Below are 24,497 nucleotides of genomic sequence, written 5' to 3'. Positions count from 1 at the left end.
GTCGCCGCCCGCGGGCAGTCAATGATGGCACCGGCCACCCGTCTAAAACGGAAATCGTCTAGCCGATTCCGCGTTATTGAGGGCTCGGTTGCGCTTCGTCTTTATAGGTGAGCACTCACTCGCCCACCCAGGCGCCGCGCAAATCGCTTTCATGCAATAGCTGCAAGAGCGTGGCCGCCGGCCGCGAGAGCCGCCTTGCGGCCAGCGCGATGAATTCGACATCGGGCAGCGCGGGCAAGCTCGCGCGATTGACGGGCGGCGCGAGACCGCGGGCCGCCAGATATTCGGCGCGCACGGTCACGCCGAGTCCGGCACGCGCCGCCGCGACGCAGCCGGCATGGCTGCTGCTCGTGCAGACGATTTGCCATGGCACGCCGGCTTGCGCGAGGGCGTCGAGCACTACGGCACGCGTCACACTCGGCTCGGCAACGAGAATCAACGGCAGCGGCTCGCCGGGATCGACTAGCGTTCCGGTTCGAGCCAGCCATTCGAGCCGCCCGGTGAAAAGCGGCACCCCGCGGCGGTCGCCCAGACGACGCTTGCCGATCAGCAAATCGATCGCACCCGCGTCGAGCAGCTCGTAAAGCCGGCCCGTCATCCCGATCGTGATCTCCAGCTCGACGTCGGGATGGGCATCGCGAAACGCGGCGAGCACGGTCGGCAACGGCCCGAGCGCGACGTCGTCGGACGAGCCGAGCCGCACGCGCCCTTTCAGCTTGGAGCTGCGAAACTGCGTCTCCGCCTTCGCGATCGACTGCAGGATGACGCCCGCGTGGGCCAGCATCGCTTCGCCATCGGCCGTCAGGGCGACCGAATGCGTATCCCGGACGAAGAGCCTGCGCCCGAGATGCTGCTCGAGGCGCCGAATGTGCTCGCTGACGCTCGATTGCGTCAGCACCAGTTGCCGCCCCGCCTCGCTGAAGCTGCGGCAGCGCGCGACGGTGACGAAAGTCTTGAGCCAGATGGGATTGAGCATGGGCGATTGTTATCGGCAACGCCGATAACAGTCAACATCTTGAGGGTGGTTCCCGATCGACGAGGCTGTCCCTATCATTTAGTGGTCCCCGCCGAGCCCCAACGCACAAATGAGTCGAAACACCCAAGGCCTGTCCGAAACCGCGTTGCTCTGGATCGTCGCTGGCGGCTTTTTCATGCAGTCGCTCGATACGACGATCGTCAATACGGCCCTCCCATCGATCGCTCAGAGCCTGCACGAAGCGCCGCTCGCCACCCGTCCGATCGTCGTCGCCTATACGCTGACAATGGCGATGCTCACGCCGGCCTCCGGGTGGCTTGCCGATACCTTCGGCACGCGCCGCGTCTATTTTTCGGCGATCCTCGTTTTCGTGATCGGCTCGATCTGCTGCGCGAGCGCACACACGCTTCCCGAGCTCGTCATCGCGCGCGTGCTGCAAGGCATCGGCGGCTCGATGCTGCTGCCGATCGGGCGGCTCGCGGTACTGCGCAGCATTCCGGGCGAAGCCTATGTCGCGGCGCTCGCCTTCGTTTCGATCGCGGGACAGGTGGGACCGATCCTCGGGCCGACGCTCGGCGGCTGGCTCGCGCAATCGGCCTCGTGGCATTGGATCTTCCTCATCAACGTGCCGATCGGCGCCGTCGGCCTCGTCGCCGTGCATCGCTTTCTTCCGTCCGACGCGATGCCGGCGGGGGCTCGGCCGTTCGACTGGATCGGCTGCGCGTTGCTTTCTGTCGCGATGGTCGCGTTCTCGCTTGCGGTGGAGCCGCCCTCGCAGGCACACCGCGCCGTCCTGTCCCCGCTGCTGTTCGCGCTCGCCGTCGCAGCCGCGCTCGCTTACATCCCTTACGCGAAGCGGCGCCGCGATCCGCTCTTCGAGCTCGCGCTCTTTCGCGAGCCCAATTTCAGCGTCGGGCTCGTAGGGAACCTCGTCTGCCGCGTCGGCTCGAGCGCCGTGCCGTTTCTGCTGCCGCTGCTGCTGCAGCTGGAGCTCGGCTACACGCCGCTGCATTCGGGCCTCATGATGCTGCCGGCCGCATTGGCCGGAACCGTCGCGAAGCGCTGGATCGCCCCGCTCATCAAGCGCTACGGCTACGATGCGTTCCTCTTCGTCAACACGTTGATCGTCGGCGGGTCGATCGTCGCGTTCGCGCTCGTCTCGCACGGCGTGCCGATCGTCGTCGACATCGTCGTTCTCGCCGTCTTCGGCGCTTCGAACTCGATGCAGTTCGCGGCGATGAACAGCGTCACGCTCAAGGGCCTCTCGAGCCGCGACGCAAGCAGCGGCAACAGCCTCTTCTCGATGGTGCAGATGCTCGCGATGGGGCTCGGAGTGTCGATCGGCGGTGGTCTCGTCGAATGGTTCTCCGAGCAGTCGGGCTCACCCGTGCTCGCGTTTCGCATCAGCTTCGTGAGCGTCGGACTCATCACATTGGTTTCCGCGCTCGTATTCCGCCGGCTCGAGGAAACGGCTTCGCCCGGGGCGCCCTTGCACGCCCGCTAGCACGCGTTGCGAGACGCGTGCGCGAGGCGCGCTTCGGGCGGGTTAAAATACCCCCCTTTCCCTGATCGAGCCCATCGATATGTCCCTCGCCTCCACGCCCGAGATCATCGCCGAACTGAAGGCCGGCCGCATGGTGATCCTCGTCGACGAAGAAGATCGCGAAAACGAGGGCGACCTCGTCCTGGCCGCCGACTTCGTCACCCCGGAAGCGATCAACTTCATGGCGCGCTACGGCCGCGGCCTCATTTGTCTGACGCTGACGCAGGAACGCTGCAAGCAGCTCAACTTGCCGCTCATGACGTACCGAAACGGCACGCAGTACGGCACCGCGTTCACCGTCAGCATCGAAGCCGCCGAAGGCGTGACGACGGGCATCTCCGCCGCCGATCGCGCCCGCACGGTTGCGGCGGCTGTCGCGCGCGACGCGCGTCCGGAGGACGTCGTGCAACCCGGTCACGTGTTCCCGATCATGGCGCAGCCGGGCGGCGTGCTCGTGCGCGCGGGGCATACGGAGGCCGGCTGCGACCTCGCCGCGCTGGCCGGGCTCACGCCGGCCGCCGTCATCTGCGAGGTCATCAAGGACGACGGGACGATGGCCCGCCTGCCGGACCTCGTCGAGTTCGCGCAGCAGCATGGCCTCAAGGTGGGCACGATCGCCGATCTGATTCATTACCGCAGCCGCACGGAGTCGATCGTCTCGCGTGTCTGCGAACGCACGATGGAAACGGCGCATGGCGCGTTTCGCGCGGTGCTCTACCTGGACCAGCCGAGCGGCTCGCCGCATCTCGCGCTCGTGCGCGGCACGCCCTCGCCCGATCGGGAAACGCCCGTGCGCGTGCACGAGCCGCTTTCGGTGCTCGACCTGCTCGAAGTGGGCACTTCGACACACTCGTGGACGCTCGATGCCGCCATGAAGGAAATCGCGGCCCGCGACCTCGGCGTCGTCGTCTTGCTGAACTGCGGCGATACGAAAGAGCATCTGATCGACCTCTTCAAGGCGTTCGACGAGAAGGAAAAAGCCGAGCAGCTCAAGCGCCGCCCGGTCGACTTCAAGACCTACGGCGTCGGCGCGCAGATCCTGCGCGAGCTCGGCGTCGGCAAGATGCAGGTGTTGTCGAATCCGCGCCGGCTCGGCAGCATGTCGGGCTATGGCCTGGAAGTCACCGGCTTCGTGTCCATGCCGGGCGCCGCCACGGCGCAAAGCGCATAATCTGCCGTCGATACGCTCACGTCCGCCGCGCTGGCACGTGCCCTCTCCCCTTATTCAACGGACTTCTTCATGGAAATCGGACAATATCAACCGAACCTCGACGGCGACGGCCTGCGTGTCGGCATCGTCCAGTCGCGCTTTAACGAGCCGGTTTGCAACGGGCTCGCCGACGCCTGCGTCGAAGAGCTCGAACGGCTCGGCGTGGCCGGCGAGGATGTCCTGCTCGTCACCGTCCCCGGTGCGCTCGAAATTCCGCTCGCGCTGCAAAAGCTCGCCGAGAGCGGGCAGTTCGACGCGCTGATCGCGCTCGGCGCCGTCGTTCGCGGCGAGACTTATCACTTCGAGCTGGTTTCGAACGAAAGCGGCAACGGCATTTCGCGCATCGCGCTCGATTTCGGTATTCCGGTCGCCAACGGTGTGCTCACGACCGATACCGACGAGCAAGCCGTCGCGCGCATGGCCGAGAAGGGCCGCGATGCCGCGCGTGTCGCCGTGGAAATGGCGAACCTTTCGGTCGCGCTGGAACAGCTGAGCGGCGACGACGAAGAAGATGAAGACGAGGAAGAAGAGGACGAGGCATGAAGAGCGCCCGCCGCCGCTCCCGTGAACTGGCCATGCAGGGGCTGTATCAGTGGCTGCTGTCGGGTGCGCCCGCAGGCGAAATCGACGCGCAGCTGCGCGACGCGCAAGGCTTCGACAAGGCGGACACGGAGCACCTCGACGCGATCCTGCACGGCGTCATCCGCGAGTCGGCGACGCTGTCCGCCGATCTCGCGCCGTGCCTCGACCGGCCGATCGATCAGCTCTCGCCCGTCGAGCGCGCGGTGCTGCTCGTGGCCGCGTACGAGTTCAAAAGCCACCTCGACATTCCGTACCGTGTCGTCATCAATGAAGCCGTGGAGCTCGCCAAGACGTTTGGCGGCGCGGACGGCTACAAGTACGTGAACGGCGTGCTCGACAAGCTGGCGCTGAAGCTGCGTCCCGCGGAAACGCAGGCGGGACGCGGCCAGCGCGGTTGATTTCATCATGAACGCAGTGGCATCACTCGCCTCGCCGGAGGACCTCATGGGAGGAGTCGGCGCGGATCTCCCACACGAAACCCGGCTCGCGTCTCCGAAACTCGCTTCGCGAATCGACGCGATCGCCCCCTTCTACGTGATGGAGCTGGCCAAGGAGGCCGCGCTGCTCGAACGCGCGGGGCGCCGGATCATCCACATGGGAATCGGCGAACCCGATTTCACGGCGCCCGAGCCCGTCATTGCGGCCGCCACCGAGGCGTTGCGGCGTGGAGTCACGCAATACACGGGCGCGCTCGGCATCACGGCGCTGCGCGAAGCCATCGCGGCGCACTATGCGAGCGTCTATGGGCTCTCGATCGATCCGGCTCGTATCGTCGTGACGGCGGGCGCGTCGGCGGCATTGCTGCTCGCCTGTGCGGCACTCGTCGATCGCGACGACGAGGTGCTGATGCCCGATCCGTCCTACCCGTGCAATCGGCATTTCGTCGCGGCTACCGAGGGCAAGCCGGTGCTCGTGCCGAGCGGGCCGCAGGCGCGCTTCCAGCTCACCGCGGACGATATCGCGCGGCACTGGGGGCCCCGCACGCGCGGCGTGTTGCTCGCCTCGCCGTCGAATCCGACCGGCACTTCGATCGCGCCGGCCGAGCTCGAGCGCATCGTCAAAGCGGTGCGAGCACGCGGCGGCTTTACGATCGTCGATGAGATCTATCAAGGGCTCTGGTATGACGCGCGCCCCGTTTCGGCACTCTCTTTCGGCGACGACGTTGTCACGGTCAACAGCTTCTCGAAATACTTCAACATGACCGGCTGGCGGCTCGGCTGGCTCGTCGTCCCGCCCGCGATGATCGGGGCATTCGAGAAGCTCGCCCAGAACCTTTTCATCTGCGCTTCCGCGCTCGCGCAGCACGCCGCGCTCGCCTGCTTCGAGCCCGAGACGATCGAGATCTATGAAGCGCGTCGACTCGAGTTCAAGCGCCGCCGCGACTACCTCGTGCCGGCACTGCGGCAAATCGGCTTGTCGGTGCCCGTCATGCCTGATGGGGCGTTCTATGTCTATGCGGACTGCCGCGGCGCCCCGCATCCGGCAGCCGGCGACAGCGCGGCGCTGACGAAAGCCATCCTTCACGATGCGGGCGTCGCGCTCGTGCCAGGCCTCGATTTTGGCAGCTACGCGCCACGCAACCACATTCGCATTTCATACGCCACCGCCTACCCGCTGCTGGAAGAAGCCGTCGCGCGGCTCGGGCGGCTCTTCGGGCGCTGAGTTCGGCGCAAGTGCCGCCGGCCATTCGAGTGGGAAAGCGAACGCGCGCCAAGAGGCGCGCGAGAGAGGAGGAGCCGAGCGCTTGCGTGCGCGAGCCAGAAAGCGGAGCCCTTACTTACGACGCAAGCTCGGCCGAATTGACATGCGGCGCGCTCGCGCTCGTATCGTCGGATTGGGTCGACGAGGGCGCCGCCGGCGAGTTCGCCTTCGCCGCCCCGGCAGCGGCGGCGGCATGGCCGCCGGTCATCGCGACTTGCACGCGCTTCGACGTCGACGCGACGACGGGATGCGTCGGCGCCTGCGGCGCATTCACGGGCACCTGCCGGCCACGCGCGACGTCGCGCAGGCGCGAGCGCTCGGCCATCACCTTGGCGCCGTAGCCGCCGTCGTCGCTCGATGTCGATCCTACATAGAGACGAAGTCCGTCGGGGAGCGAGCCGCCGCGCGCGATGCAGTCTTTCAGCACGAGCGCCCCGACCGTGATGTTCGCGAGCGGCTGAAGTGCAGCGGATTGACCGCCGAAATACTGAAACTTATCGGAGTGAACCTTCGACATCACCTGCATCAGACCGCGCGCGCCGACACCACTTTCAGCGTAGGGATTGAACCCCGATTCGATCGCCATCACGGCAAGCAGCAGGAGCGGGTCGAGACCGACTTGGCGCCCCGTTTCGAAGGCCGCCTTCACGAGATCGCTGACCGGCTCTTGGGCGACGTGATACCGCCGCGCGATGTACGACGCGACGAGGGCCTGCTCACGGACGGAGACAAGCACGCGGTCGTCGCGCGCGTCGGGGGCGACACGCTGCGACGAGACCATCTTTGCGAGGAAATCGAGACTCGCGGCCGAACGACCGTCGAGCGCGCCGGGTCCGCTCACGGGCAGCCCGCTCGCGCCGCTACCGTCGAACGCGCCGTCATAGCGCGTGTTGTCGAAACCGGGCTCGGCCGCCGCGACCGAATCTTCGCTGGCAACCGCGTTCGCGGGCGCGAAGGGCGGCAGCGGGTGCCCGCTAAGGAGCCGCGCCGGGCCGGCCTCGACGGCAGCGCTCAGCACGGGCATGAGCTGGGCCGCGAGCGTGCCGCGCACGGTCGGCAACAGCCAGAGCATGAGCGCGATCGCGATGGCGCAAGCGCCGACGATGCTGAGCAGAAGGTGGCTGACACGCGTCCCGCGGTGCAGCGCAGCGCGAACGGCAAGCGCTAAACGCGCATCGGGACGCCACGATAACCAAGCATTCATTCAGTTCTCCCATTGAGCATGGCTTGCCGAGCGATGAAGCCGAGCATCGAGCGCTCGTGTTGCAAGCCAAGGCGTCGCGGGCCTTGGTTGGGACCGGGGCGACGCCGGGATACGGCGAAGTGTCGTTGGTTACGACACCGACCGTGTGGAGAGCCACGTCGGAGCAAAAGGACCGGCGGCGCGCCGTGCGGCGTGCACGCGGTGGCTCTCACGCAAAAAACGCCAGCGGCCACAACGAGGCGCTGGCAATGGCAACCAACTAATCGGACCGTGTAACGCCGTGCAGGGGCGGCGTACGGTGACGCGCGTTGCGTCTATGACCGGGGGAAAGTGAACTCGAACCGCTTGGCCCTGCAGCCAATGCGGACGGATTCTAGCAGGGTTTTATAGATCGTCAATGCTACAAAAACCAAAATCTATGACAAAAAGTAATTAAAGTCTCGCCGGAATCGGCCGAAAACTACGCTCCACGCGCGTTTCGGCGACTTTTACCGGGTGGGTCGATCAGGGTAGGAACATGCGATCAGTCCCCGCCGCGGGTAAAATCGCAGGCCACTCAGCGCCGGTCATCGACCGTCCGAAACCGACGCTTCACCGCGCCGCCGATGCGGCGCAAAAATCGTAAGACCATGAAATACAAAGACTTGCGCGACTTCACCGGTCGCCTCGAGGAAGCCGGCGAACTGCGCCGCATCCGCCAGCCCGTCTCGCCGGTGCTCGAGATGACCGAGCTCTGCGATCGCGTGCTGCGCGCCGGCGGGCCCGCCCTGCTCTTCGATGCCCCGCCCGGCTACGCGTTTCCGGTCCTCGGCAATCTGTTCGGCACGACGCGCCGGATCGCGCTCGGCATGGGCATCGACGAGACGGCGGCCGCCAGCGACGACGCGGCGCTGCACTCGTTGCGCGACGTCGGCCGACTGCTGTCGGCGCTGAAGGAACCGGAGCCGCCGCGCGGGCTGCGCGACGCGGGCAAGCTTCTCACGCTCGCGAAGGCAGTCTGGGACATGGCGCCGAAGACGGTCAGCGCCCCGCCCTGCCAGGAGGTCGTGCTCGAAGGGAACGACGTCGATCTCGCCAAGCTGCCGATACAAACCTGCTGGCCCGGCGATGCCGCCCCGCTCGTCACGTGGGGCCTCACGGTCACGCGTGGGCCGAACAAGACGCGGCAGAACCTCGGGATCTACCGCCAGCAGTTGATCGGCCGCAACAAGCTCATCATGCGTTGGCTCGCGCACCGCGGCGGAGCGCTCGATTTCCGCGAGTTCGCGCTGAAAAACCCGGGCAAGTCTTATCCCGTGGCGGTCGTGCTCGGCGCCGATCCGGCGACGATACTCGGTGCCGTCACGCCCGTACCCGATACCCTCTCCGAATACCAGTTCGCGGGACTCTTGCGAGGCGGACGCACGGAGCTCGCCAAATGCCTGACGCCCGGCGTCGATACGTTGCAGGTGCCGGCGCGGGCGGAGATCGTTCTTGAAGGGTTCATCCATCCGCAAACCGACGAGCCGCCGGCCACGCCGCCCGGCGCGCCTCCACGGCCGCATCAAAGCGCGACCGCTCGGTACGAGCATGCGCTGGAAGGACCGTACGGCGATCACACGGGCTACTACAACGAGCAGGACTGGTTCCCCGTCTTCACGGTCGAGCGGATCACCATGCGCCGCGACGCCGTCTACCACTCCACCTACACCGGCAAGCCGCCTGACGAGCCCGCGATGCTCGGCGTCGCGCTCAACGAAGTGTTGGTGCCGATTCTGCAAAAGCAATTCCCCGAGATCACGGACTTTTATCTGCCGCCCGAGGGATGCAGCTACCGGATGGCGATCGTGCAGATGAAGAAGAGCTATCCGGGTCATGCAAAGCGCGTGATGTTCGGCGTCTGGAGCTTTCTGCGTCAGTTCATGTATACGAAGTTCATCGTCGTGGTCGACGAAGACGTAAACGTGCGCGATTGGAAAGAGGTGGTCTGGGCCATCACGACGCGCATCGATCCCGCGCGCGATACCGTGCTCGTCGAGAACACGCCGATCGACTATCTCGATTTCGCCTCGCCCGTCTCGGGCCTTGGCTCGAAGATGGGGCTCGATGCGACGAACAAGTGGCCTGGTGAAACCGATCGCGAATGGGGCCGTCCGATCGAGATGGACCCGGCCGTGAAAGCGCGCATCGATTTGCTTTGGGAACAGTTGGGCTTCGGCCGTTGACGCACCTGCGGCGAGACTCGAACAGGGCCGAGCAGAATCTCGTCGCGTCACCGCGGTCACAACCTACGATCGAACAGATAGCAGCAGATAGCCGATAGCGCACGCATGCATTCCGCCTCCATGTTGTCGAACGGTTTCTTTCTTTCACTCTCCCTTTGTCTCGACATCGGGCTCGTGAATGTCGCGATCTTGTCGCTGACGCTCTCACGTGGCTTCAAGCCCGGGTTCTGGCTCGGGCTCGGCTCGTGTTTCGGCGATCTCGCGTACGCGATGCTCGCCCTTGCCGGCATGGCGGCACTGCTGCGCTTCGACGCAGTACGCTGGCTAGTATGGGTCGGCGGGGGCGCAATGCTGCTCTATCTGACGTGGAAGATGGCGCGCGAAGCGCTTTCCTCGAAGGCCCCGCATTCAGTCGAGGCACCCGATCAACCAACGCTCACCGAGGTATCGACGGGAAGGTCCTCGCGTGAGTTCGCGCGCGGCGTGATGCTCGCCATATCGTCGCCCTCGGCGATCGTCTGGTTCGCGGCCGTGGGCGGCGCGCTCATCGCGAGAGCCGGTGCGACCGATGCGCGCGCCGCGTCGATCTTTCTCGGCGGCTTCTTTCTCGGCGGACTTTGCTGGACGCTTTTTCTTTGCACGCTCGCGAGCCAAGGCCGCAAGCGCGCCGGTGCGGGGCTGCTGCGCGCCTGCCATATCGCTTCTGCCGTGCTGTTCGCTTATCTATCCTATAGCGTCATCGTCGACGGATACCGCAGCCTCGTGATGCAAGGCGCCTGACCGACCGGAATGAAAACGGCGCAGCGCGGCTTTGGAGGCCGCGATGCGCCGGTCGAGAGCGGCGTTTGCCGCAGTGCGCGGTACCTTATCAGGTCCCGCTTGATGCCTTACCACTCACGCCAGTGGCGATGATGTCGCCAATAGGGACGTCCCCAATAGCCGCCGACATACACACCGGGCGGAGGCGCGTAGACCACAGGCGGCGGAGGCGCATAGTAGACGGGTGGCGGAGGCGCGTAATAGACAGGCGGCGGCGGAGCATACACAGGATACGCGGGCGCCACCGGCACGCCGATGCCGACCCCGATCGAGACATGCGCCTGCGCCGTCGCGGCGAACCCCGCGCCGAGCGCAGCGACAGCCAGCAACGAGACGAGCTTTTTCATTTATTTCCCCTAGCAGCGCACGCATACGGCAGCGATCGACGATCGGCCGCCGCACGGCGCCTTACCGTCTCTAATGTATAGAAAAAGGGGCGTCGCCGCCGTTTTCATGTGTTTCAAAATGCAATCGGGGGCGGATGCGCGGTGTGCGATCTGCGCGGGAGGAAGTCGAGTGGGAGGCGGTCGATCGGCTTTTACCGATCGCCCGGCGTCATCGCCCAAACGATCGGTAATGTTTCATTACAAAATGATCGGCGCAGGCAGGCGCCGGCGACGCGCTCCTGCCGATGGGCGCGGACTGCGCAATATCACGGTACGGCCTGCGCCGCGGGCGGATCGGATCGAGAGCCGTCTCTCGCGCACGTCATCCGACCTTCACGTAGGTGAATTCGCGCGTGATGCTGGGCGGCACATAGGCTTCCCCGATCTTGACGCGCGGGGTCAGGCGTTTGCGCTGGTCCCACCAGAGCCGACGTTGAGAGCGGCTGAGAAACCTCAGGTGCTTGCGATAGGAAAAGACGTTCATCGCTACCTCCACAGGTGATTGCACACAGGAACTATCCGAGGAACGAAATTGCGACTTCATCCGTACCTTCATCCACCTACTGGGTGCCGCGCGATCCGACGATCGCACAAGGCATCGGGCAACCCGACCGGCGCCTATACTGCATGGAGCGTGCCAGTTTCCTGTCCAATGGCGCGCCTCCCCTACATACGACCCTTGACTGCAACCCGCGAGTATCAGCATGAACCCCCGTGTTGCGCTGCAACCACTGCGTCGGCAAAGGCGACTCGCCTTCGCGTCGACCCGGCGCCGAAACGTCATTTTTTCCGTCGAACGGATTCATTCATGGCACAAATGCCACGCTACTCGTGCACTTTTTTACCAATCTTCGCCGTCGATTTCTTCAAAGCGCTGCATCGCCATGCCGCCGCCGCGCCTCGCCGCTGCACGGTCCGCGAAACGCGTCGGCGGGCCCCGTCAGCCCACCCGGAGTTTCCCGAGATGACTTTTTCCCGCTTTTGTCGTTGAGGACGATCACCGCGTTCGCTCGTCGAACCTGCTGCTTCGTCTTACCGATGTCGTCTTTTTAGACGTTAGCGGCAGGGGGATCGGTACGATCGCGAACAGATGTGTGGTTTCGCGCAAGGCCGGCCGCTAGGCACAATCGCCCGCACGAGATGCAAGCCTGAATTAACCCGTGATATGGTGACGGCCAGCGCCCGGCGCGAATGGGACGCGAACCGGACGCACACCGACGCAAATTGGCCTTGCCGCCACGACAATTCGACGAAAACGCAAGAATAAGGACCCAAGATGTTCGGCGATATCGCCCGCTTTCTACTCAATACGGTATTTACCCTGTTCGGCGCAGCGCTCCTCTTGCGCGCGTGGATGCTCGCGGTTCGGATGCCGCCTTATAACCCCGTGGCGCACGCCGTGATGCAGGCGACGAACTGGCTCGTGCTGCCGCTCAGGCACGTCTTCAAGACCACGCGCGGGATCGATTGGGCCAGCCTCGTCGCCGCCTTGATCGCCGCGGTCGTCTATGTGGCGCTGATGGTGTTCATTTCGGGCGTCGATCCGCTCGGGCTCGCGCCCATCGTTGCGGTGGTCGCGCTGCTCACGCTCGTCAAATGGGCACTGAACCTGCTAATCTGGCTGACGATCCTGATGGCGCTGCTGTCGTGGCTCAATCCGCACTCGCCCGCCATGCCGATCCTCTATCAGCTGACGGCGCCGTTTCTCGATCCGCTGCGCCGCGTCCTTCCGCATTTCGGCGGCATCGATCTTTCGCCGATCCTGCTGTTCGTCATCGTTCAAGTGTTGCTGATGATCGTGACGCGCGTGGCCGTCTCGCTGACGTTCTTCAGCATTTGAGGTCGCGGCCGTTCGGGTTTCAAACCGATTCGCCGCCACCGATGACGCCGAAGCGCGCCGGTATGATCGCGTAGATCGCGCGCGCTTTTTCCTGCGCGACGCGCTCGATCAGCCGCTGCGCCTCGGCCTCCGTCACGACGAACTCCACTTCGATCGCGAGCGAGCCTTGTAGCTCGAAAAAACGGTCTTCGTGCAGGACCCGGTGCTTGCCGAAACCCGCCATCGCCCGAAAAGCCGATCCGCCTGTGACGCCCATCTGATTCGCTTCGTCGAGCAGCCACTCCCACAGCGGCTTCCAGTGCAGTCGATGGTTCTCGTGAACGTAGAAGCGCAAAAGCACATGGTCGTCCATGATGGTCTCCCGCCAGCGGCGGCCGTCCCCGCATAAGCGAGGGCAGCGCAATTTCAGCCGATCGTCAGGCCGCGACTAGCCATATGCGCGCCGTCCACATACCGAGCGCCGTCAACGTGAACGATCCGAGCATGTGCATCGCCGATGCGGCGACAGCCCATCCGATCTGACCTTGAGACAACAGTGTGACAACCTCGGCCGAAAACGTCGAGAACGTCGTCAGCCCGCCCATGAATCCCGTGATGACGAAGAGCCGCCATTCGGGCGGGATGCCGGCTTTGGCCGTGAAAAATACAATGGCCACGCCGATCAGATATCCGCCGATCATGTTCGAGGCAAACGTTCCGAGCGGCACCGTCGGGAATACGGCGTTCAGGCTGAGACTCAAGACCCAGCGCAGCAATGCGCCTAAGCCGGCGCCGATGAAAATGGAGAGTATCGAGTAGATCAACGTGGGTTCCTGGTTCGAGTGTTGTTGGTAGACCGAACCAAGGCCAGCGGCGCGATGCGCGCGAACGCCTACCGTCCCCGGCTCGGGGTTGGGTAGGCATCATCAGCCACGCGGGCGGTTGAAGGCAAATGTCATTCAGAAGACATCGCCGCGCGAATGCCGCTCCTACACTGCGCAGCAAGCTGGGCCGAGCCCCCTCGCCCCCCCCGCCGCCCGCAACGAGAAAAAGGAGACGCGATGCGCTACGCCAACAAGGTGATTTCCGTGGACGAGGCCGTGGCTCACGTCCGCGGCGGCAGTCGCCTGATGCTGGGCGAGTTCGTCGGCGCCGGCGAGCCGGCGTGCTGCATCGAGGCGCTGCTCGCCAGTGGCGTCGGGGAGCTTACGCTGATCACCAACACGCCGGGGCTGCGCGGCGGCTTTTTGAAGGCCCGGCTATTTGCTTCGGGGCAGCTCGCCGAATTCATCGGCACGCACGTCGGCACCACCGATGAGTCGACGCAAGCGTACTTGAGCGACAGTATCCGCGTGGCCGAATCCTTTCCGATGGGCACCTGGGCCGAGAAAGTGCGCGCCGGCGCGATGGGCCTGGGCGGTGTGCTTGTGCCGGTGGGCGTCGGCATTCTCGATCAGCCGGGCATGTTCCCCGCGCGTGGCGGCCCCAAGCCGACGATCGCCGTGGACGGCGTCACCTGCTTCGTCGAGCGGCCATTGCGCGCCGACGTGTCGATCATCAAGGGCTGGCGCGCCGACACGTTCGGCAACGTCGAGTTTCGCGGCACGGCGCTGCAGAACCAGCGCGATATCGCCATGGCGGGCGAGTACACCATCGTCGAGGTGAACGAGATCATGGAGGTGGGCGCGATTCCGCCCGAGCGCGTCGGCTGCCCGGGCGTGTTCGTCGACGCGGTCGTGCAAGGGTTGTCCTTGGAGGATCAGCACACGCTCTACAAGCGGCACTGGACCAAGTTGGGCCGCCTGCCGGCCGCGGCCCCCGCCGTTGCCTGACGTCGAACGAAGGAGAACGCCATGCCCGCCCTACCCGATCAGCCCAAGCAACGCATCGCCGCGCGCTGCGCGCAAGAATTGCGCGCCGGCGAAGTCGTGAACCTCGGCCTGGGGATTCCCACGCTGACGGCGAACTACCTCGACGCGGACGCCGGCGTCATCTTCCATACCGAGAACGGCGCGTTCGGCTTCGGCGGCCGACCGGCGCTCGATGCGATCGATAGCGACCTCACCAATGCGGGCTGCGAGCCGATCACGTTGGCGCCCGGCGCGGCGATCATGGACCTTGCCACCTCCCTCGGTGCCATGCGCAACGGCTATATCGACGTCACCATCCTCGGCGCCTTGCAGGTGGATGCGCTAGGCAATCTCGCGAACTGGGCCTGCAATCGCGGCGGCAAGTGGTGGCCGGGCATCGGCGGGGCGATGGACCTGTGCTACGGCACGCCCAAGGTGATCGCGGCGCTGGCGCATACCGACAAGCATGGCAACTCGAAGATTCTGCCTCGCTGCACCCTGCCGCTGACGGGCAAGGGCTGCGTGAAGGTGATCGTCACCGAGCACGCCGTCTTCGACGTGACGGAGATGGGACTCGTGCTGCGCGAGATCGTCTCGCATGCGACACTTGACGACATCCGCGCCATGACCGCGGCGCCGTTTGCGCTGTCGCCGCTGCTGCAAGCTCGTACCGCCTGAGGAACGTTCATGCCCGATACCGTCGATTGGTTTTTCGATGTCGTCTCGCCGTTCGCTTACCTGCAGTTGGAGCAGTTCGACAAGCTGCCGGCAGGCATCGCCATCCGTCCACGCCCCGTGGTGCTGGGCGCGATCCTGAACCACTGTGGCCAGAAGGGCCCCGCCGAGATCGGCAGCAAGCGCACATTCACGTACCGGAATGCGCTTTTTCGCGCCCAGCAGCTCGGCATTGCCTTCCGCATGCCGCCCGCGCATCCGTTCAACCCGATCAAGGCGCTGCGGTTGATTATCGCGATGGGCGGCTCGCTCGACGCCGTCCGTGCGGTGTTCCGGCATATCTGGCGAGATGGGCACGACGTCGCTTCGCCAGAGGGGTTTGCCGCGCTGTGCGATGCCGTCGGCTTTCCGGAGGGCAGAACAGCCGTCGAGCAGCCCGGTGTGAAAGACGCCCTGCGCCATCACACCGACGAAGCGATCGCGCTCGGCGTATTCGGTGTGCCCACGCTCGCGCATAAGGGCGAGCTGTTCTGGGGCGAAGACGCCACCGCGCTTTTCCTGCAATGCCTGCAGACCGATTGGCTCGATACGCCCGAAGTGCGGCGCGTGAGCTCGTTACCGATCGGAATCCAGCGTGGCTGAACACAGTCACCCTGCGCGCCCCGGCATCAGCCGCGCGCGCCTCGCCCACATCGCCGCGTGGTCGATCGAGCTGCCCGGCGACGAGGCCGATCGGGCCTGCGCCGGCATCGTCGAGAAGACGTATGCACGCGGCACCTGCATTTGCCCGAAGAACACGATACTCGAGAGCTGGACGGGTGTGGTGACGGGGCTCATAAAAGTCGGCACCGTGTCGCCCGAGGGGCGAGGCATCACATTTACCGGCGTGCCGGCCGGCGGCTGGTTCGGCGAAGGCACCGTGCTCAAGAACGAGCCGCGCCGCTACGACATCGTCGCGCTGCGCGATACGCGCATGGCCTTCATGGACCGCGCCACCTTCATGTGGCTCGTCGAAAACAGCGTGGCGTTCAACCGCTTCCTCGTCCGCCAGCTCAACGAGCGGCTCGGTCATTTCATGGCCCTGCTCGAATACGACCGGCTGCTCGATCCCACGCCGCGATTGGCGCGCTGTATCGCTTCGCTGTTCAACCCGGTGCTCTACCCCGGTGCGGGCAACCATCTGGAAATCACGCAGGAAGAGCTCGGTCTGCTCTCGGGCATGACGCGACAGGTCGCCAATCAGTCGCTCAAGGCATTGGAGAAAGACGGCGTGGTGGTGCTGGAATACGGCGGGGTGACCGTGGTCGACCTCGAGCGGCTGCGCAGCTATGGAGCGTAGCCACCAATCATCCGCAAGCGGACGAGATCAGCGACCGAACCCGCTTCGAGCTTTTCGAACATGGATGCGCGATAGGCCTCCACCGTCCGTTGCGATAGATGCAGGCGGTCCGCAATCACCTTATTCTGCAAGCCTTCGCAGACCAGATCGAAGACGGCCCGTTCGCGCGGCGTCAACCGACTCATGCGGGCGCGGGCATCGTTGATCTGCCGCCTCATGCCTTGCTGTTCGCGCCCGCGATGAATGGCCGTCTGCAAACTTTCGATCAAGGCAGTCTCGTCGATCGGCTTGGTCAGGAAATCCACGGCGCCCGCCCGAAAAGCGCGACGACATTGCGCCATGTCGCCATGCCCCGTGATCATGATGATGGGCAGGCCGCACCCCATCGCATCCAATCGCTCCTGAACGGCAAACCCATTGAGTGCGGGCATTCGGATATCGAGTACAAGACACCCGATCTCGTTGCCTGAGCGTTCCGCGAGAAACGCCGCGGGGTCTCCGTAGGTCTTGACCTTGAGCCCGATCGATTGAATCAGCAGCGCCAAGGCATCTCGCACCGCCGCGTCGTCATCGACGAGATAGACGATGGTTTCGTCGGCAGACGTCATGACCCATTCCTCCGTTGGTTGATCGGCAAGCTCAGTTGAAATTCCGCGCCGAATGGAATCGAAGGATTCTCGATCACGCTTCCCCCGTACGTTTCCGCGATCGATTGGCAGATGGTCAGGCCGAGCCCCATGCCATCGGCCTTGCTCGTCCTGAACGGATGGAACAGCGTCTTGCGCATCTCTTCGGATACGCCCGGCCCCGTATCACGCACGAATAGCGTCACCACGCGCTCGTCGCATTTCAGACCCAGCGTCAGCACACGATTGTCGACGGGCGTCGACTCCATCGCCTCGACCGCGTTGCGAATCAAGTTGAGCGCGACCTGTTCGATCTGCACGCTATCCGCCAGCACGTCGGGAAGGTTTGTCGCCATATCGAGGTTGACCACCACCGAACCCTGCCTCAACCACGGCTCGGCCAGCGATAGCGCATTCCGAACGACCTGCCGCATATCCAGCGGGAGCACTTGAGCCGGATGCTTGCTGACGAAGGCTCGCAATCGCACGATGATGTCGGCCGCCCGCTTCGCCTGATCCGTCATGGATTTCATTGCACCTTCGATTGCCGCGAGATCCGGCTTTGATTCACGCAACATGCGTACGCACGCCTGGTTGTAGCTGAGGATCGCCGCAAGCGGCTGATTCAATTCATGGGCAATCCCCGAAGCCATTTCTCCGATCGTATGCAGGCGAGCCACCTGTACCTGCGCTTCGCGCCGATCCGCGCGGCGCTGGTTCTCTCGTGCAATGCGCCTGCTCACGACTTGCTGCTGGTAGACGACGAGCGCGAGCAAGGCGATGACAAACGTAGCAATCAGCGCCAGCGCAACCGGCAAAACGGGGATGGCTTCCGCCCCGAGCTGCCGCCGGGTCTCGAATATAAAGGGCTGTATCTGGCTCGGTAGTATTTCGCGGTACGTGAACTCGGGCAGCAATCGTCCGAGCCATGAGGCAACAGGCTTGGCATCCACGCGATCGATCAGGCCTTCAGCCTGATCGTAGCCATATCCCTGCTCGTAGATGTGCATCGACACCCACGGCGACGGCTCCTCGCTTTCGCTCAGAAACTTGCCGGTATGGATCAGCATCGATACGACGCGCGTTGCCAGTCGCGGCCTCGAGGCCTGATCCTGCGGCGTTTGCGCATAGACGACCTTGAAGATCAGATAGGCCCGGCCGCCCTCGTAAAGGTCGAACGGCGTGGACAGCGAAGGCTGGCCTGTCCGAATCGTCTCGTCGATAGCCGCTCGAAATTTGTCGTCGGCATACACGTCCAGCCCGAGCACAGGCAGCGCGGCCTTCGTCTGCGGCTCCATGAATGTGATCGGGTAATAGACGGGGCGCTCGGCTACCGGACGCCATTGGCGCACGTCACCGTAGCCGTAGTCTTTGACGATGTATCCACGGGAGATTTTGGCTTTCGCCCATGCCTCGAATGCCGGCAGCTCCGCGCGCTCGACGCGCGGCTGCAACTCGATCATGTAAATGTGCGGATAGCGGACCAGCATCCGGTGTGCGTAGTCGCGCAGCCCTCGGGACTCGACGCCCGGAAACGTATGCAGGAGCGAATCGATGCCGGCCATCACGGCCTCGTTCTGATCGAGGCGCTGGCGGATGATTTCGTAAGTCGCGGCACTTTGAACGACGAATTCGCGCCGCAGGCGATTCATCTCTGACGCTATCAGCGCACCAACGATGATCAACGAACTCACGAGCCAGAGAGCGAAGGCTGTGAGGATCAACCGAACGGCGCGGCGATGTCGAGCGAGCAACAAAATATAGATCTGAGGCAGAACGGGCGAAGACGAACCATTCTACGAGGAAGCCGAGCCGTGCGTAATGACGCGGCCCGGGAGCTACGGCAATGCCTATCAGAATTGCGGGAACTACGGTAGCGACGCGCGGCAATCCACACTAGCCTCGGCCACGCACGGTTCGATATCTTTGAGGTGCCCATTCCGACGAACAATAAGCGAAAAAACCATCGGGGACGGCGACAACAGGCATAGCGCTACGGGGGCTTAACGTGTGGTGGACAGGTCCCTCCCGGCAGTCATGGAAGTTCGGCGCGCCGGGAGGGGTAACCTGACATTCAGAGAAGTCCGGCTGCTTGTGCGCGGAAAAAGCCAGCAATTTCGCAGCGGGACCAGAAAGCAACTTCAGACCAGCGGGATGTAGATGTCGGTCTGCCACTCGTCCTGCGGGGTCTCAGGATAGACACTCAGGTAGTGAAAGAACAACGGGTGGTCCCGCAGTTCTTCCCCGCTTGCTGGAAGCCAGTCCCGATAGATCGGGTAGATGGTCTCGCCGATATGGTCGGTCGATCCCGAATGCCGAACCACCGCGCACCGACCGCCCTGAATAACGAATTCGCGAACGCCGTACCCGTTCGGCTTGACCGGCTCGTCGATCTCTGCACAGATTTCAAAGCGGAATTCGTCCTCCGGCATCGTGTCCGGGTTGCCGTGCGGGATGCCGAAGGTCCTGCTCGACGCCACCGGGGCTTGCCCGCTTTGCTTGCGCCAGTCGATGAACTTGCGCACGCTTTCGTTGAGGAGTCCGGGTGGCCCACGATGCTCGAGTGCGGCGACATGGACTTCGGAAAAATCGACGATTTGTACTTGCATGGTCAGTTTCCTTGAAACGTAAGGGACAACGAAGGTCGCACTCCAAATCTGCCAGTTCGGTCGCTGCCGGAATGCGCTGGGCGCAATGCCGAACGCGCGCTTGAACGCCCGGCTGAACGCTTCGGGGCTGTCAAAGCCCGCGTCGAGCGCGGCGTCGAACACTGAGCACGGCGCGCGCGAAGCTAAACGGCGGGCTGCCTGGCGCAAGCGAATCAGTTGCACATAGCGCGCGACGGGTACACCGACATACGCGACGAACTGTCGATGAAAATGGAATTTCGAGAAGTTCGCGACGCGGCTCAAGGCCTCAACCGACAAGTCTCCGTCGAGGTTCCCATCGATATAGGCGAGCACCGCTTCGAAGCGCTTCGCGTAGGTAGTCGTGATGTCGGTAGAGGCTTGCATGGCACTCGATTGGGCGATTTCCGTTATGGTCGCTCACGACGAGCACATTACGCCTAGCCGTGCTTGCTGGACGCTGAAAATAGCGCGACGGGTACCCGTTCGCACAGCGACTTCATCTGGCCTTGGTGGCGCCCGGTAAATCCGCTGGATGACGCAAACAAATGCTCGAACTAACTCGGTATAAAGCTTTTCCGATGTTCGCCGTTGGCCCGCAGGTGAAGCGTCGCGTCAGGGGACCAAACTCAATGGCGCGATTCGGTCGTTCGCAGTATCGGCCTTCGCCAACGCGCCCAGGAGAGCTTTCGACGCCGCCTCCCCGGAGCCGGATGCCCACCGACGGATTTCATCCTGCAGCATCAGGCGATATGCGTCCAACGCGGGCGTGGGTTCACTGAACCCATCGGCCTCTTGTATCGATGCTGCTGCGCTTTCCGCATAGAGGCGAATGTCCTCGAATCCGACAGACGGATCGATATACCTGAGCAGTCCTCGACCGCTCAGTTCGAACACTGCGCTCACCACCTTTGCCCGGCTCGTTGTCAGCAAGTGTTCAACATCCTCGATCCCGCTGCCCGGAAGGCTCAGGGCAATGTCCAACACACGTACCGCCATCGGCGAAATTCCTAGCAGGTCGCCAAGAGCTTCCGCGCGATGTTTTTCATAGAGCGTGACGACGAAATGGAAAAGACGATGGGAATTCATGGAGACGCGGGCCGAGGTAGATGATCGTAGACATCGCAGCATCCCGGATTCTATGAACGTCTATCAACCGCGCGTAAGACGCTATACCCGCATGGGATTTGTGGAAACTACGGTAGTCAACCTTCCGAATCGCCCGCGCGGGTCGGCGAAGCCGGCGTCGAGTGCAGCTGTCGGTGTCGGCACCAATCGGCTCCGCTGGATCTTGACTCACAAGCTCAGCAGGTTCGTCAGTCGAACGCTACAAGGCGTAGGTGCGGTGCTGTTAGCTAACGACGTCTCGCAGATCGGCTATCGCACTGTTGGTCGATACAATCGCATGGTCTCGGCTGAGGATCGGGTGTTTTGATGGGAAGCTATACATGGGAGGACGTTGAGGCGTTCGTCAGGAAAGAAGCGTGCATATCGCCGAAAAAGGCCATCACTCCTGAATCGACGGTCGAACGTGATTTGGGCCAACAGGGCGATGAGGCGGACGAGTTCATGCAGCACTTCTTTGAAACGTTCCGCTTGGACAGAGGCGACTATGATTTCCATCGATATTTCCTAATGGAAGGCGAAGGAATCCTCTACCATTTGTTAATGAAATTACTGCGAAGGCCGCACACGTTTAAACGCGAAACCCTGACCGTCGGTATGCTGTATCGAGCGCTGGTTAACGGGAAATGGGATTCCGAGGTTATTTGATTGATGATCACCCCCGTTCCAATCGGTTTTTGATTGAAACTTAGGGGTTCGTCGCAACGCAGGCAACAGAGCCGCGGCCCTCGAACAATGGGCGTTCGCGCGAAAGGCCATCGCCGACCACATCGAAGAATGCCCTGACCCGTGCGGTACCTTTCAGATCTGCATGCGCCACGATCCAGAGCTCACCCTCCAGATCCGGCACCGGCTCCGGTGTCGCGCGCACGACGCCGTCCTCGCTATCGCCCAGATAGCACGGCAATAGCGCGAGCCCGATTCCGGCGCGCGCCGCAACGAGTTGGTTTACAAGGCTGTTGGTCCGATAGACGAGAGCATCCTCGGGCACCACCTGCGACAGCCACTGGGCGGCTTGAATGCCCGTCGCGCCGTCCTCCCATCCGATCACCGCATGGTGCGCTAGGGCGTTTGCAGTCGCCGACGGACTTTCGCGCGCAGCCAAATAGGCGGGTGCGGCATAGAGCCCCCATGCGATCCGCGCGAGCCGGCGCCCCCACAAATCGCCCTGTCTCGGCCGGACCGGGCGCAACGCGACATCGGCTTCGCGGCGCGAAAGGTCGAGCACGCGATTGTCGATGAACAAGTCCACCGCGACGCCCGGGTGTGCCTGCCGAAATCCGGCTAAGTGCCGCGTGAGCCGGCTATACGCGAGCGTCTCCGAAGACGTCACGCGCAGCCGCCCGGAAACCCGATGATCGCGGCCCGTCAGATCGCGATCGAGCGCCAGCGCTTCGTCTTCCATCCGCTCGGCGGCGGCGGCCATCCGCTGCCCCGCCTCGGTGGCCTGATAGACACCGCCCGACAGCCGCTCGAAAAGCCGCACGCCAAGGCGCGTCTCGAGCGCCTTCAGCAGACGAAACGCGGTTGAGTGAGCCACGTTCAGCCGCGCCGCGGCGACCGTCAAATTTGCCGCGCGATGCACGGCTAGCACGAGACGCAAGTCGTTCCAATCGTTCATGCCGCAACGTTAGACGATCGCTTGCACCGATGCAAATGAAGATGGCAATTTCGCAATGGACGTTGCACCAACGCACATCGTATGCTGAGTCCGCTGTCCATTTTGGTCATTCCCTTCAAGAGGCCATTGATGAAGCTCTATTACTCCCCCGGCGCATGTTCGCTGTCGCCTCATATCGTTGCCGCCGAAGCTGGCATCGCGCTCGAACTGGTGCGCGTCAATCTCGGTAAAACGCCGCACACCACGGCATCGGGCACTGACTTTTCAGCCGTCAATCCGAACGGCTATGTGCCTGTGCTCGAGCTCGATGACGGCCAATTGCTGACGGAGGGCCCGGCCATCGTGCAATACCTGGCCGATCAGAAGCCCGAACGCGGGCTTGCCCCGGCTGCGGGCACCCTGGCGCGTGCGCGATTGCAATCGTGGCTCAATTTCATCGGCACCGAGCTGCATAAGATGTACAGCCCTTGGCTGTTCCATGCCGAGTACGGCGAGCAAGCTCAGACGGTGGCGCGCGGCAAGATTGCCGAGCGGCTTGGCTTCGTAGACCGGCATTTGGGGGCCGGGAGCCCGTTTCTGATGGGTGAGTCGTTTACGGCGGCCGACGCCTATCTGTTTACGGTCGTCAGCTGGTCAAAATTGGTCGATGTGGATCTCTCGGACTTCGCCGCTCTGCGCGCCTACCTCGAACGCGTGGGTCGACGCCCTGCGGTGCGCGAAGCGATGATGGCGGAAGGGCTGAAGGTACACGCTTGATGAACGCGACGAGCGCGCCGGCTCATACGTTGCCGAGGCAGCTCCACCTTTGAGCCATGCCAGTTTCGATGCCACAGGCCAGACTCCGCCGCTTGCCATCCCCACTGAAATGGCTATGTTGAGCGACAGGCTCTGCTCGCTTTACGCAGCAAGTTCGGCCGTCAGCTCGGGATGCTTGATTATCAGGCGTAGCAAACACAGCACAGCACCCGATGGCGCAAAGCGGCCCTGCTCCCAGTCGCGCAGCGTGGCCACTGGCGTACCAATTCGCTCCGCAAACGCTGGCTGAGTCATGCCAGCCGCCTCGCGCGCTTGCCGCACAATCATCTGCTCGGGCGTCGTCACTCGACCGACGCGCGCCTTGGCTTCCTCAAGCGCTTGGCGCAGATCCGGCAGCGGCTCACCGGCGTCTGCCTCGACCGCCTTGGCAATTTTCTCGATGTCCATCGCTTGTTTCTGGAAGGTCGGGGTTTCGATCACGGTCCGCATACGCGGCATTATACGGGATTCCCGTACAACATCAAATTCTGGAAACTCTTGCCTCTTACATCCCATCGGGGTTGATTCCACCCGTCGGACGGGCGATGCCATTACCCAGCTTCCCAAGCCCCTGCGCGTTAAGCAACACCACTATTCACGCGCGTTCTCACGTCACACTGACCTCCCGTTCCCGGCCGAACACGTTGCAGGTTTCGCTCGTTCGCTGGTTTGTCAAAGAGCAAGGTCATCAGGTTGCAACGCAGTCGCTGTGCCGGCATCAACTTAAACCAACGAGCCTCCACGATTCCCGGGGCGATTCAACCTACAGCGTGATTTGCCAGTAGCCCACGTCGATCCAGCGCTCGAACTTGAAGCCGACCTCATTGAAGTGGGCGACCTTCCGGAAACCCAAGCGCTCGTGAAGCGCCACGCTACCTTCGTTCGGCAAGGCAATTCCACCGATGACCACGTGCATGTTTCCACACCGTAATCGGGCAAGCAAAGCGTCATAGAGCTCCGCGCCGATACCCTGCCGCATGTGCTCGGCGTCGACGTAGAGTGTGCTCTCAACCGAAAAGCGGTACGCACAGCGCCCTTTCCATTTGCTGGCGTAGGCATAGCCGACGACCCGGCCATTGCGCTCGGCGACCACCCAAGGCAGACCGGCCGCGGTTACCTCGCGGATGCGAGAAGCGATTTCATTGGGAGTGACAGCATCGGTCTCGAAGGTGATGGCTGTGTTCAAGACATAGTGGTTGTATATGCTGGCGATCGATGCTGCATCTTCGGGCGTTCCGTTGCGGATCACTTGATTCTCCTTGTAGCCGTTGGTTCGATGATATTTTCAGCCCTCAAAAACCGTGCAGCAGCGGGCTATTTTTCGCTTCCGGCAAGTCGTTAGTGGTAGCACCGGATGGCGCTCGCATTGCCCCTCCTTGGCCCCTTTGACCGTCG

Annotated in this window: 27 protein-coding genes and 1 riboswitch; of the genes, 14 read left to right on the top strand and 13 right to left on the bottom strand. The window is 63.4% G+C overall.

Annotated elements, in window-relative coordinates; genetic code table 11:
- Nucleotides 1-115: 115 nt before the first annotated feature.
- Nucleotides 116-976, bottom strand: coding sequence for a LysR substrate-binding domain-containing protein (locus AB4Y31_RS03100; RefSeq protein ID WP_368672657.1), 861 nt, complete (start codon nucleotides 974-976; stop codon nucleotides 116-118).
- A gap of 109 nt (nucleotides 977-1,085) precedes the next feature.
- On the opposite strand from AB4Y31_RS03100, the gene mdtD reads away from it, so the two are divergent.
- The 5 genes from mdtD to AB4Y31_RS03075 all read left to right on the top strand — a co-directional run bounded on the left by mdtD (nucleotide 1,086) and on the right by AB4Y31_RS03075 (nucleotide 5,973).
- Nucleotides 1,086-2,480, top strand: coding sequence for a multidrug transporter subunit MdtD (mdtD, locus tag AB4Y31_RS03095; protein WP_368672656.1), 1,395 nt, complete (start codon nucleotides 1,086-1,088; stop codon nucleotides 2,478-2,480).
- Nucleotides 2,481-2,559: 79 nt separating this feature from the next.
- Entirely contained in the window at nucleotides 2,560-3,690 is a 1,131-nt protein-coding gene (ribBA, locus tag AB4Y31_RS03090; protein ID WP_368672655.1) for a bifunctional 3,4-dihydroxy-2-butanone-4-phosphate synthase/GTP cyclohydrolase II, read from the top strand.
- Between the two features lie 69 nt (nucleotides 3,691-3,759).
- Entirely contained in the window at nucleotides 3,760-4,272 is a 513-nt protein-coding gene (gene ribH, locus AB4Y31_RS03085) for a 6,7-dimethyl-8-ribityllumazine synthase (RefSeq protein WP_018442167.1), read from the top strand.
- Nucleotides 4,269-4,709, top strand: a complete 441-nt coding sequence (nusB, locus tag AB4Y31_RS03080; protein ID WP_368672654.1) for a transcription antitermination factor NusB — start codon at nucleotides 4,269-4,271, stop codon at nucleotides 4,707-4,709. Before ribH ends, nusB begins: the two co-directional genes overlap by 4 nt.
- Before the next feature lie 46 nt (nucleotides 4,710-4,755).
- On the top strand, nucleotides 4,756-5,973 hold the full coding sequence (locus AB4Y31_RS03075; RefSeq protein WP_368673434.1) for a pyridoxal phosphate-dependent aminotransferase: 1,218 nt from the start codon (nucleotides 4,756-4,758) through the stop codon (nucleotides 5,971-5,973).
- Nucleotides 5,974-6,088: 115 nt separating this feature from the next.
- Here the strand turns inward: AB4Y31_RS03075 and AB4Y31_RS03070 are convergent, their stop codons facing one another.
- Entirely contained in the window at nucleotides 6,089-7,216 is a 1,128-nt protein-coding gene (locus AB4Y31_RS03070; RefSeq protein WP_368672653.1) for a transglycosylase SLT domain-containing protein, read from the bottom strand.
- 629 nt (nucleotides 7,217-7,845) lie between these two features.
- Here AB4Y31_RS03070 and AB4Y31_RS03065 point away from each other — a divergent pair.
- Nucleotides 7,846-9,420 (top strand): UbiD family decarboxylase, encoded by a 1,575-nt coding sequence (locus AB4Y31_RS03065; protein ID WP_368672652.1) that lies wholly within the window; start codon nucleotides 7,846-7,848, stop codon nucleotides 9,418-9,420.
- Between the two features lie 120 nt (nucleotides 9,421-9,540).
- Complete coding sequence (locus tag AB4Y31_RS03060; RefSeq protein ID WP_368673433.1) at nucleotides 9,541-10,200, top strand: LysE family translocator; 660 nt, start codon at nucleotides 9,541-9,543, stop codon at nucleotides 10,198-10,200.
- 107 nt (nucleotides 10,201-10,307) lie between these two features.
- Here the strand turns inward: AB4Y31_RS03060 and AB4Y31_RS03055 are convergent, their stop codons facing one another.
- Both AB4Y31_RS03055 and AB4Y31_RS03050 read right to left on the bottom strand, forming a co-directional pair.
- A complete protein-coding gene (locus tag AB4Y31_RS03055; protein ID WP_018442161.1) occupies nucleotides 10,308-10,586 on the bottom strand; it encodes a hypothetical protein in 279 nt (92 codons plus the stop codon).
- A gap of 361 nt (nucleotides 10,587-10,947) precedes the next feature.
- Nucleotides 10,948-11,109, bottom strand: a complete 162-nt coding sequence (locus tag AB4Y31_RS03050; protein ID WP_018442160.1) for a hypothetical protein — start codon at nucleotides 11,107-11,109, stop codon at nucleotides 10,948-10,950.
- Nucleotides 11,110-11,901: 792 nt separating this feature from the next.
- Between AB4Y31_RS03050 and AB4Y31_RS03045 the strand changes: the two genes are divergently transcribed.
- The gene (locus AB4Y31_RS03045; protein ID WP_018442158.1) at nucleotides 11,902-12,465 is read left to right on the top strand and encodes a YggT family protein; all 564 of its coding nucleotides are present in this window, start codon (nucleotides 11,902-11,904) and stop codon (nucleotides 12,463-12,465) included.
- 19 nt (nucleotides 12,466-12,484) lie between these two features.
- Here the strand turns inward: AB4Y31_RS03045 and AB4Y31_RS03040 are convergent, their stop codons facing one another.
- Together AB4Y31_RS03040 and crcB are read right to left on the bottom strand one after the other, a co-directional pair.
- Nucleotides 12,485-12,817: a DUF190 domain-containing protein gene (locus AB4Y31_RS03040; protein WP_368672651.1), complete on the bottom strand. Its 333-nt coding sequence runs from the start codon at nucleotides 12,815-12,817 to the stop codon at nucleotides 12,485-12,487.
- Nucleotides 12,818-12,881: 64 nt separating this feature from the next.
- On the bottom strand, nucleotides 12,882-13,268 hold the full coding sequence (gene crcB / locus AB4Y31_RS03035) for a fluoride efflux transporter CrcB (RefSeq protein ID WP_368672650.1): 387 nt from the start codon (nucleotides 13,266-13,268) through the stop codon (nucleotides 12,882-12,884).
- An 86-nt stretch (nucleotides 13,269-13,354) separates the two neighbouring features.
- Nucleotides 13,355-13,414: riboswitch (Fluoride riboswitch) on the bottom strand.
- 91 nt (nucleotides 13,415-13,505) lie between these two features.
- On the opposite strand from crcB, the gene AB4Y31_RS03030 reads away from it, so the two are divergent.
- From AB4Y31_RS03030 to AB4Y31_RS03015, 4 genes are read left to right on the top strand one after another with little or no spacing between them, the layout of a single operon-like run.
- Nucleotides 13,506-14,276, top strand: coding sequence for a CoA transferase subunit A (locus AB4Y31_RS03030; RefSeq protein ID WP_368672649.1), 771 nt, complete (start codon nucleotides 13,506-13,508; stop codon nucleotides 14,274-14,276).
- Between the two features lie 21 nt (nucleotides 14,277-14,297).
- Nucleotides 14,298-14,972: a 3-oxoacid CoA-transferase subunit B gene (locus tag AB4Y31_RS03025; RefSeq protein ID WP_368672648.1), complete on the top strand. Its 675-nt coding sequence runs from the start codon at nucleotides 14,298-14,300 to the stop codon at nucleotides 14,970-14,972.
- A gap of 9 nt (nucleotides 14,973-14,981) precedes the next feature.
- Nucleotides 14,982-15,611, top strand: coding sequence for a 2-hydroxychromene-2-carboxylate isomerase (locus tag AB4Y31_RS03020; protein ID WP_368672647.1), 630 nt, complete (start codon nucleotides 14,982-14,984; stop codon nucleotides 15,609-15,611).
- Nucleotides 15,604-16,308 (top strand): Crp/Fnr family transcriptional regulator, encoded by a 705-nt coding sequence (locus AB4Y31_RS03015; RefSeq protein WP_368672646.1) that lies wholly within the window; start codon nucleotides 15,604-15,606, stop codon nucleotides 16,306-16,308. Before AB4Y31_RS03020 ends, AB4Y31_RS03015 begins: the two co-directional genes overlap by 8 nt.
- On the opposite strand, the gene AB4Y31_RS03010 is transcribed toward AB4Y31_RS03015, so the two are convergent.
- The 4 genes from AB4Y31_RS03010 to AB4Y31_RS02995 all read right to left on the bottom strand — a co-directional run bounded on the left by AB4Y31_RS03010 (nucleotide 16,296) and on the right by AB4Y31_RS02995 (nucleotide 20,650).
- On the bottom strand, nucleotides 16,296-16,916 hold the full coding sequence (locus tag AB4Y31_RS03010) for a response regulator transcription factor (RefSeq protein WP_368672645.1): 621 nt from the start codon (nucleotides 16,914-16,916) through the stop codon (nucleotides 16,296-16,298). The two genes, AB4Y31_RS03015 and AB4Y31_RS03010, sit on opposite strands and share 13 nt — an antisense overlap.
- Nucleotides 16,913-18,628 carry a CHASE domain-containing protein gene (locus AB4Y31_RS03005; RefSeq protein WP_368672644.1) on the bottom strand — a complete coding sequence of 572 codons (1,716 nt, stop codon included), beginning with the start codon at nucleotides 18,626-18,628 and terminating at the stop codon, nucleotides 16,913-16,915. Before AB4Y31_RS03005 ends, AB4Y31_RS03010 begins: the two co-directional genes overlap by 4 nt.
- 447 nt (nucleotides 18,629-19,075) lie before the next feature.
- A complete protein-coding gene (locus AB4Y31_RS03000) occupies nucleotides 19,076-19,948 on the bottom strand; it encodes a GyrI-like domain-containing protein (protein WP_368672643.1) in 873 nt (290 codons plus the stop codon).
- 228 nt (nucleotides 19,949-20,176) lie between these two features.
- Nucleotides 20,177-20,650 carry a hypothetical protein gene (locus AB4Y31_RS02995; protein WP_368672642.1) on the bottom strand — a complete coding sequence of 158 codons (474 nt, stop codon included), beginning with the start codon at nucleotides 20,648-20,650 and terminating at the stop codon, nucleotides 20,177-20,179.
- A gap of 345 nt (nucleotides 20,651-20,995) precedes the next feature.
- On the opposite strand from AB4Y31_RS02995, the gene AB4Y31_RS02990 reads away from it, so the two are divergent.
- Nucleotides 20,996-21,334 (top strand): DUF1493 family protein, encoded by a 339-nt coding sequence (locus tag AB4Y31_RS02990; RefSeq protein WP_368672641.1) that lies wholly within the window; start codon nucleotides 20,996-20,998, stop codon nucleotides 21,332-21,334.
- 40 nt (nucleotides 21,335-21,374) lie between these two features.
- Here AB4Y31_RS02990 and AB4Y31_RS02985 read toward each other — a convergent pair whose 3' ends face one another.
- Entirely contained in the window at nucleotides 21,375-22,307 is a 933-nt protein-coding gene (locus AB4Y31_RS02985; RefSeq protein WP_368672640.1) for a LysR family transcriptional regulator, read from the bottom strand.
- A 129-nt stretch (nucleotides 22,308-22,436) separates the two neighbouring features.
- Here AB4Y31_RS02985 and gstA point away from each other — a divergent pair, with 129 nt between their 5' ends.
- Nucleotides 22,437-23,063 (top strand): glutathione transferase GstA, encoded by a 627-nt coding sequence (gene gstA / locus AB4Y31_RS02980; protein ID WP_368672639.1) that lies wholly within the window; start codon nucleotides 22,437-22,439, stop codon nucleotides 23,061-23,063.
- A gap of 141 nt (nucleotides 23,064-23,204) precedes the next feature.
- Here gstA and AB4Y31_RS02975 read toward each other — a convergent pair whose 3' ends face one another.
- Nucleotides 23,205-23,552, bottom strand: coding sequence for a helix-turn-helix domain-containing protein (locus AB4Y31_RS02975; protein ID WP_368672638.1), 348 nt, complete (start codon nucleotides 23,550-23,552; stop codon nucleotides 23,205-23,207).
- 313 nt (nucleotides 23,553-23,865) lie between these two features.
- Nucleotides 23,866-24,351, bottom strand: coding sequence for an arsinothricin resistance N-acetyltransferase ArsN1 family B (locus AB4Y31_RS02970; protein WP_368672637.1), 486 nt, complete (start codon nucleotides 24,349-24,351; stop codon nucleotides 23,866-23,868).
- Nucleotides 24,352-24,497: the final 146 nt, after the last annotated feature.

Origin of the sequence: Trinickia sp. EG282A (genome assembly GCF_040965455.1) — a bacterium.
In the GTDB taxonomy this organism is placed as follows: domain Bacteria; phylum Pseudomonadota; class Gammaproteobacteria; order Burkholderiales; family Burkholderiaceae; genus Trinickia; species Trinickia symbiotica.
Note: the sequence above shows the minus strand (reverse complement) of the source record. Positions and strands in the feature narration are given on the sequence as shown.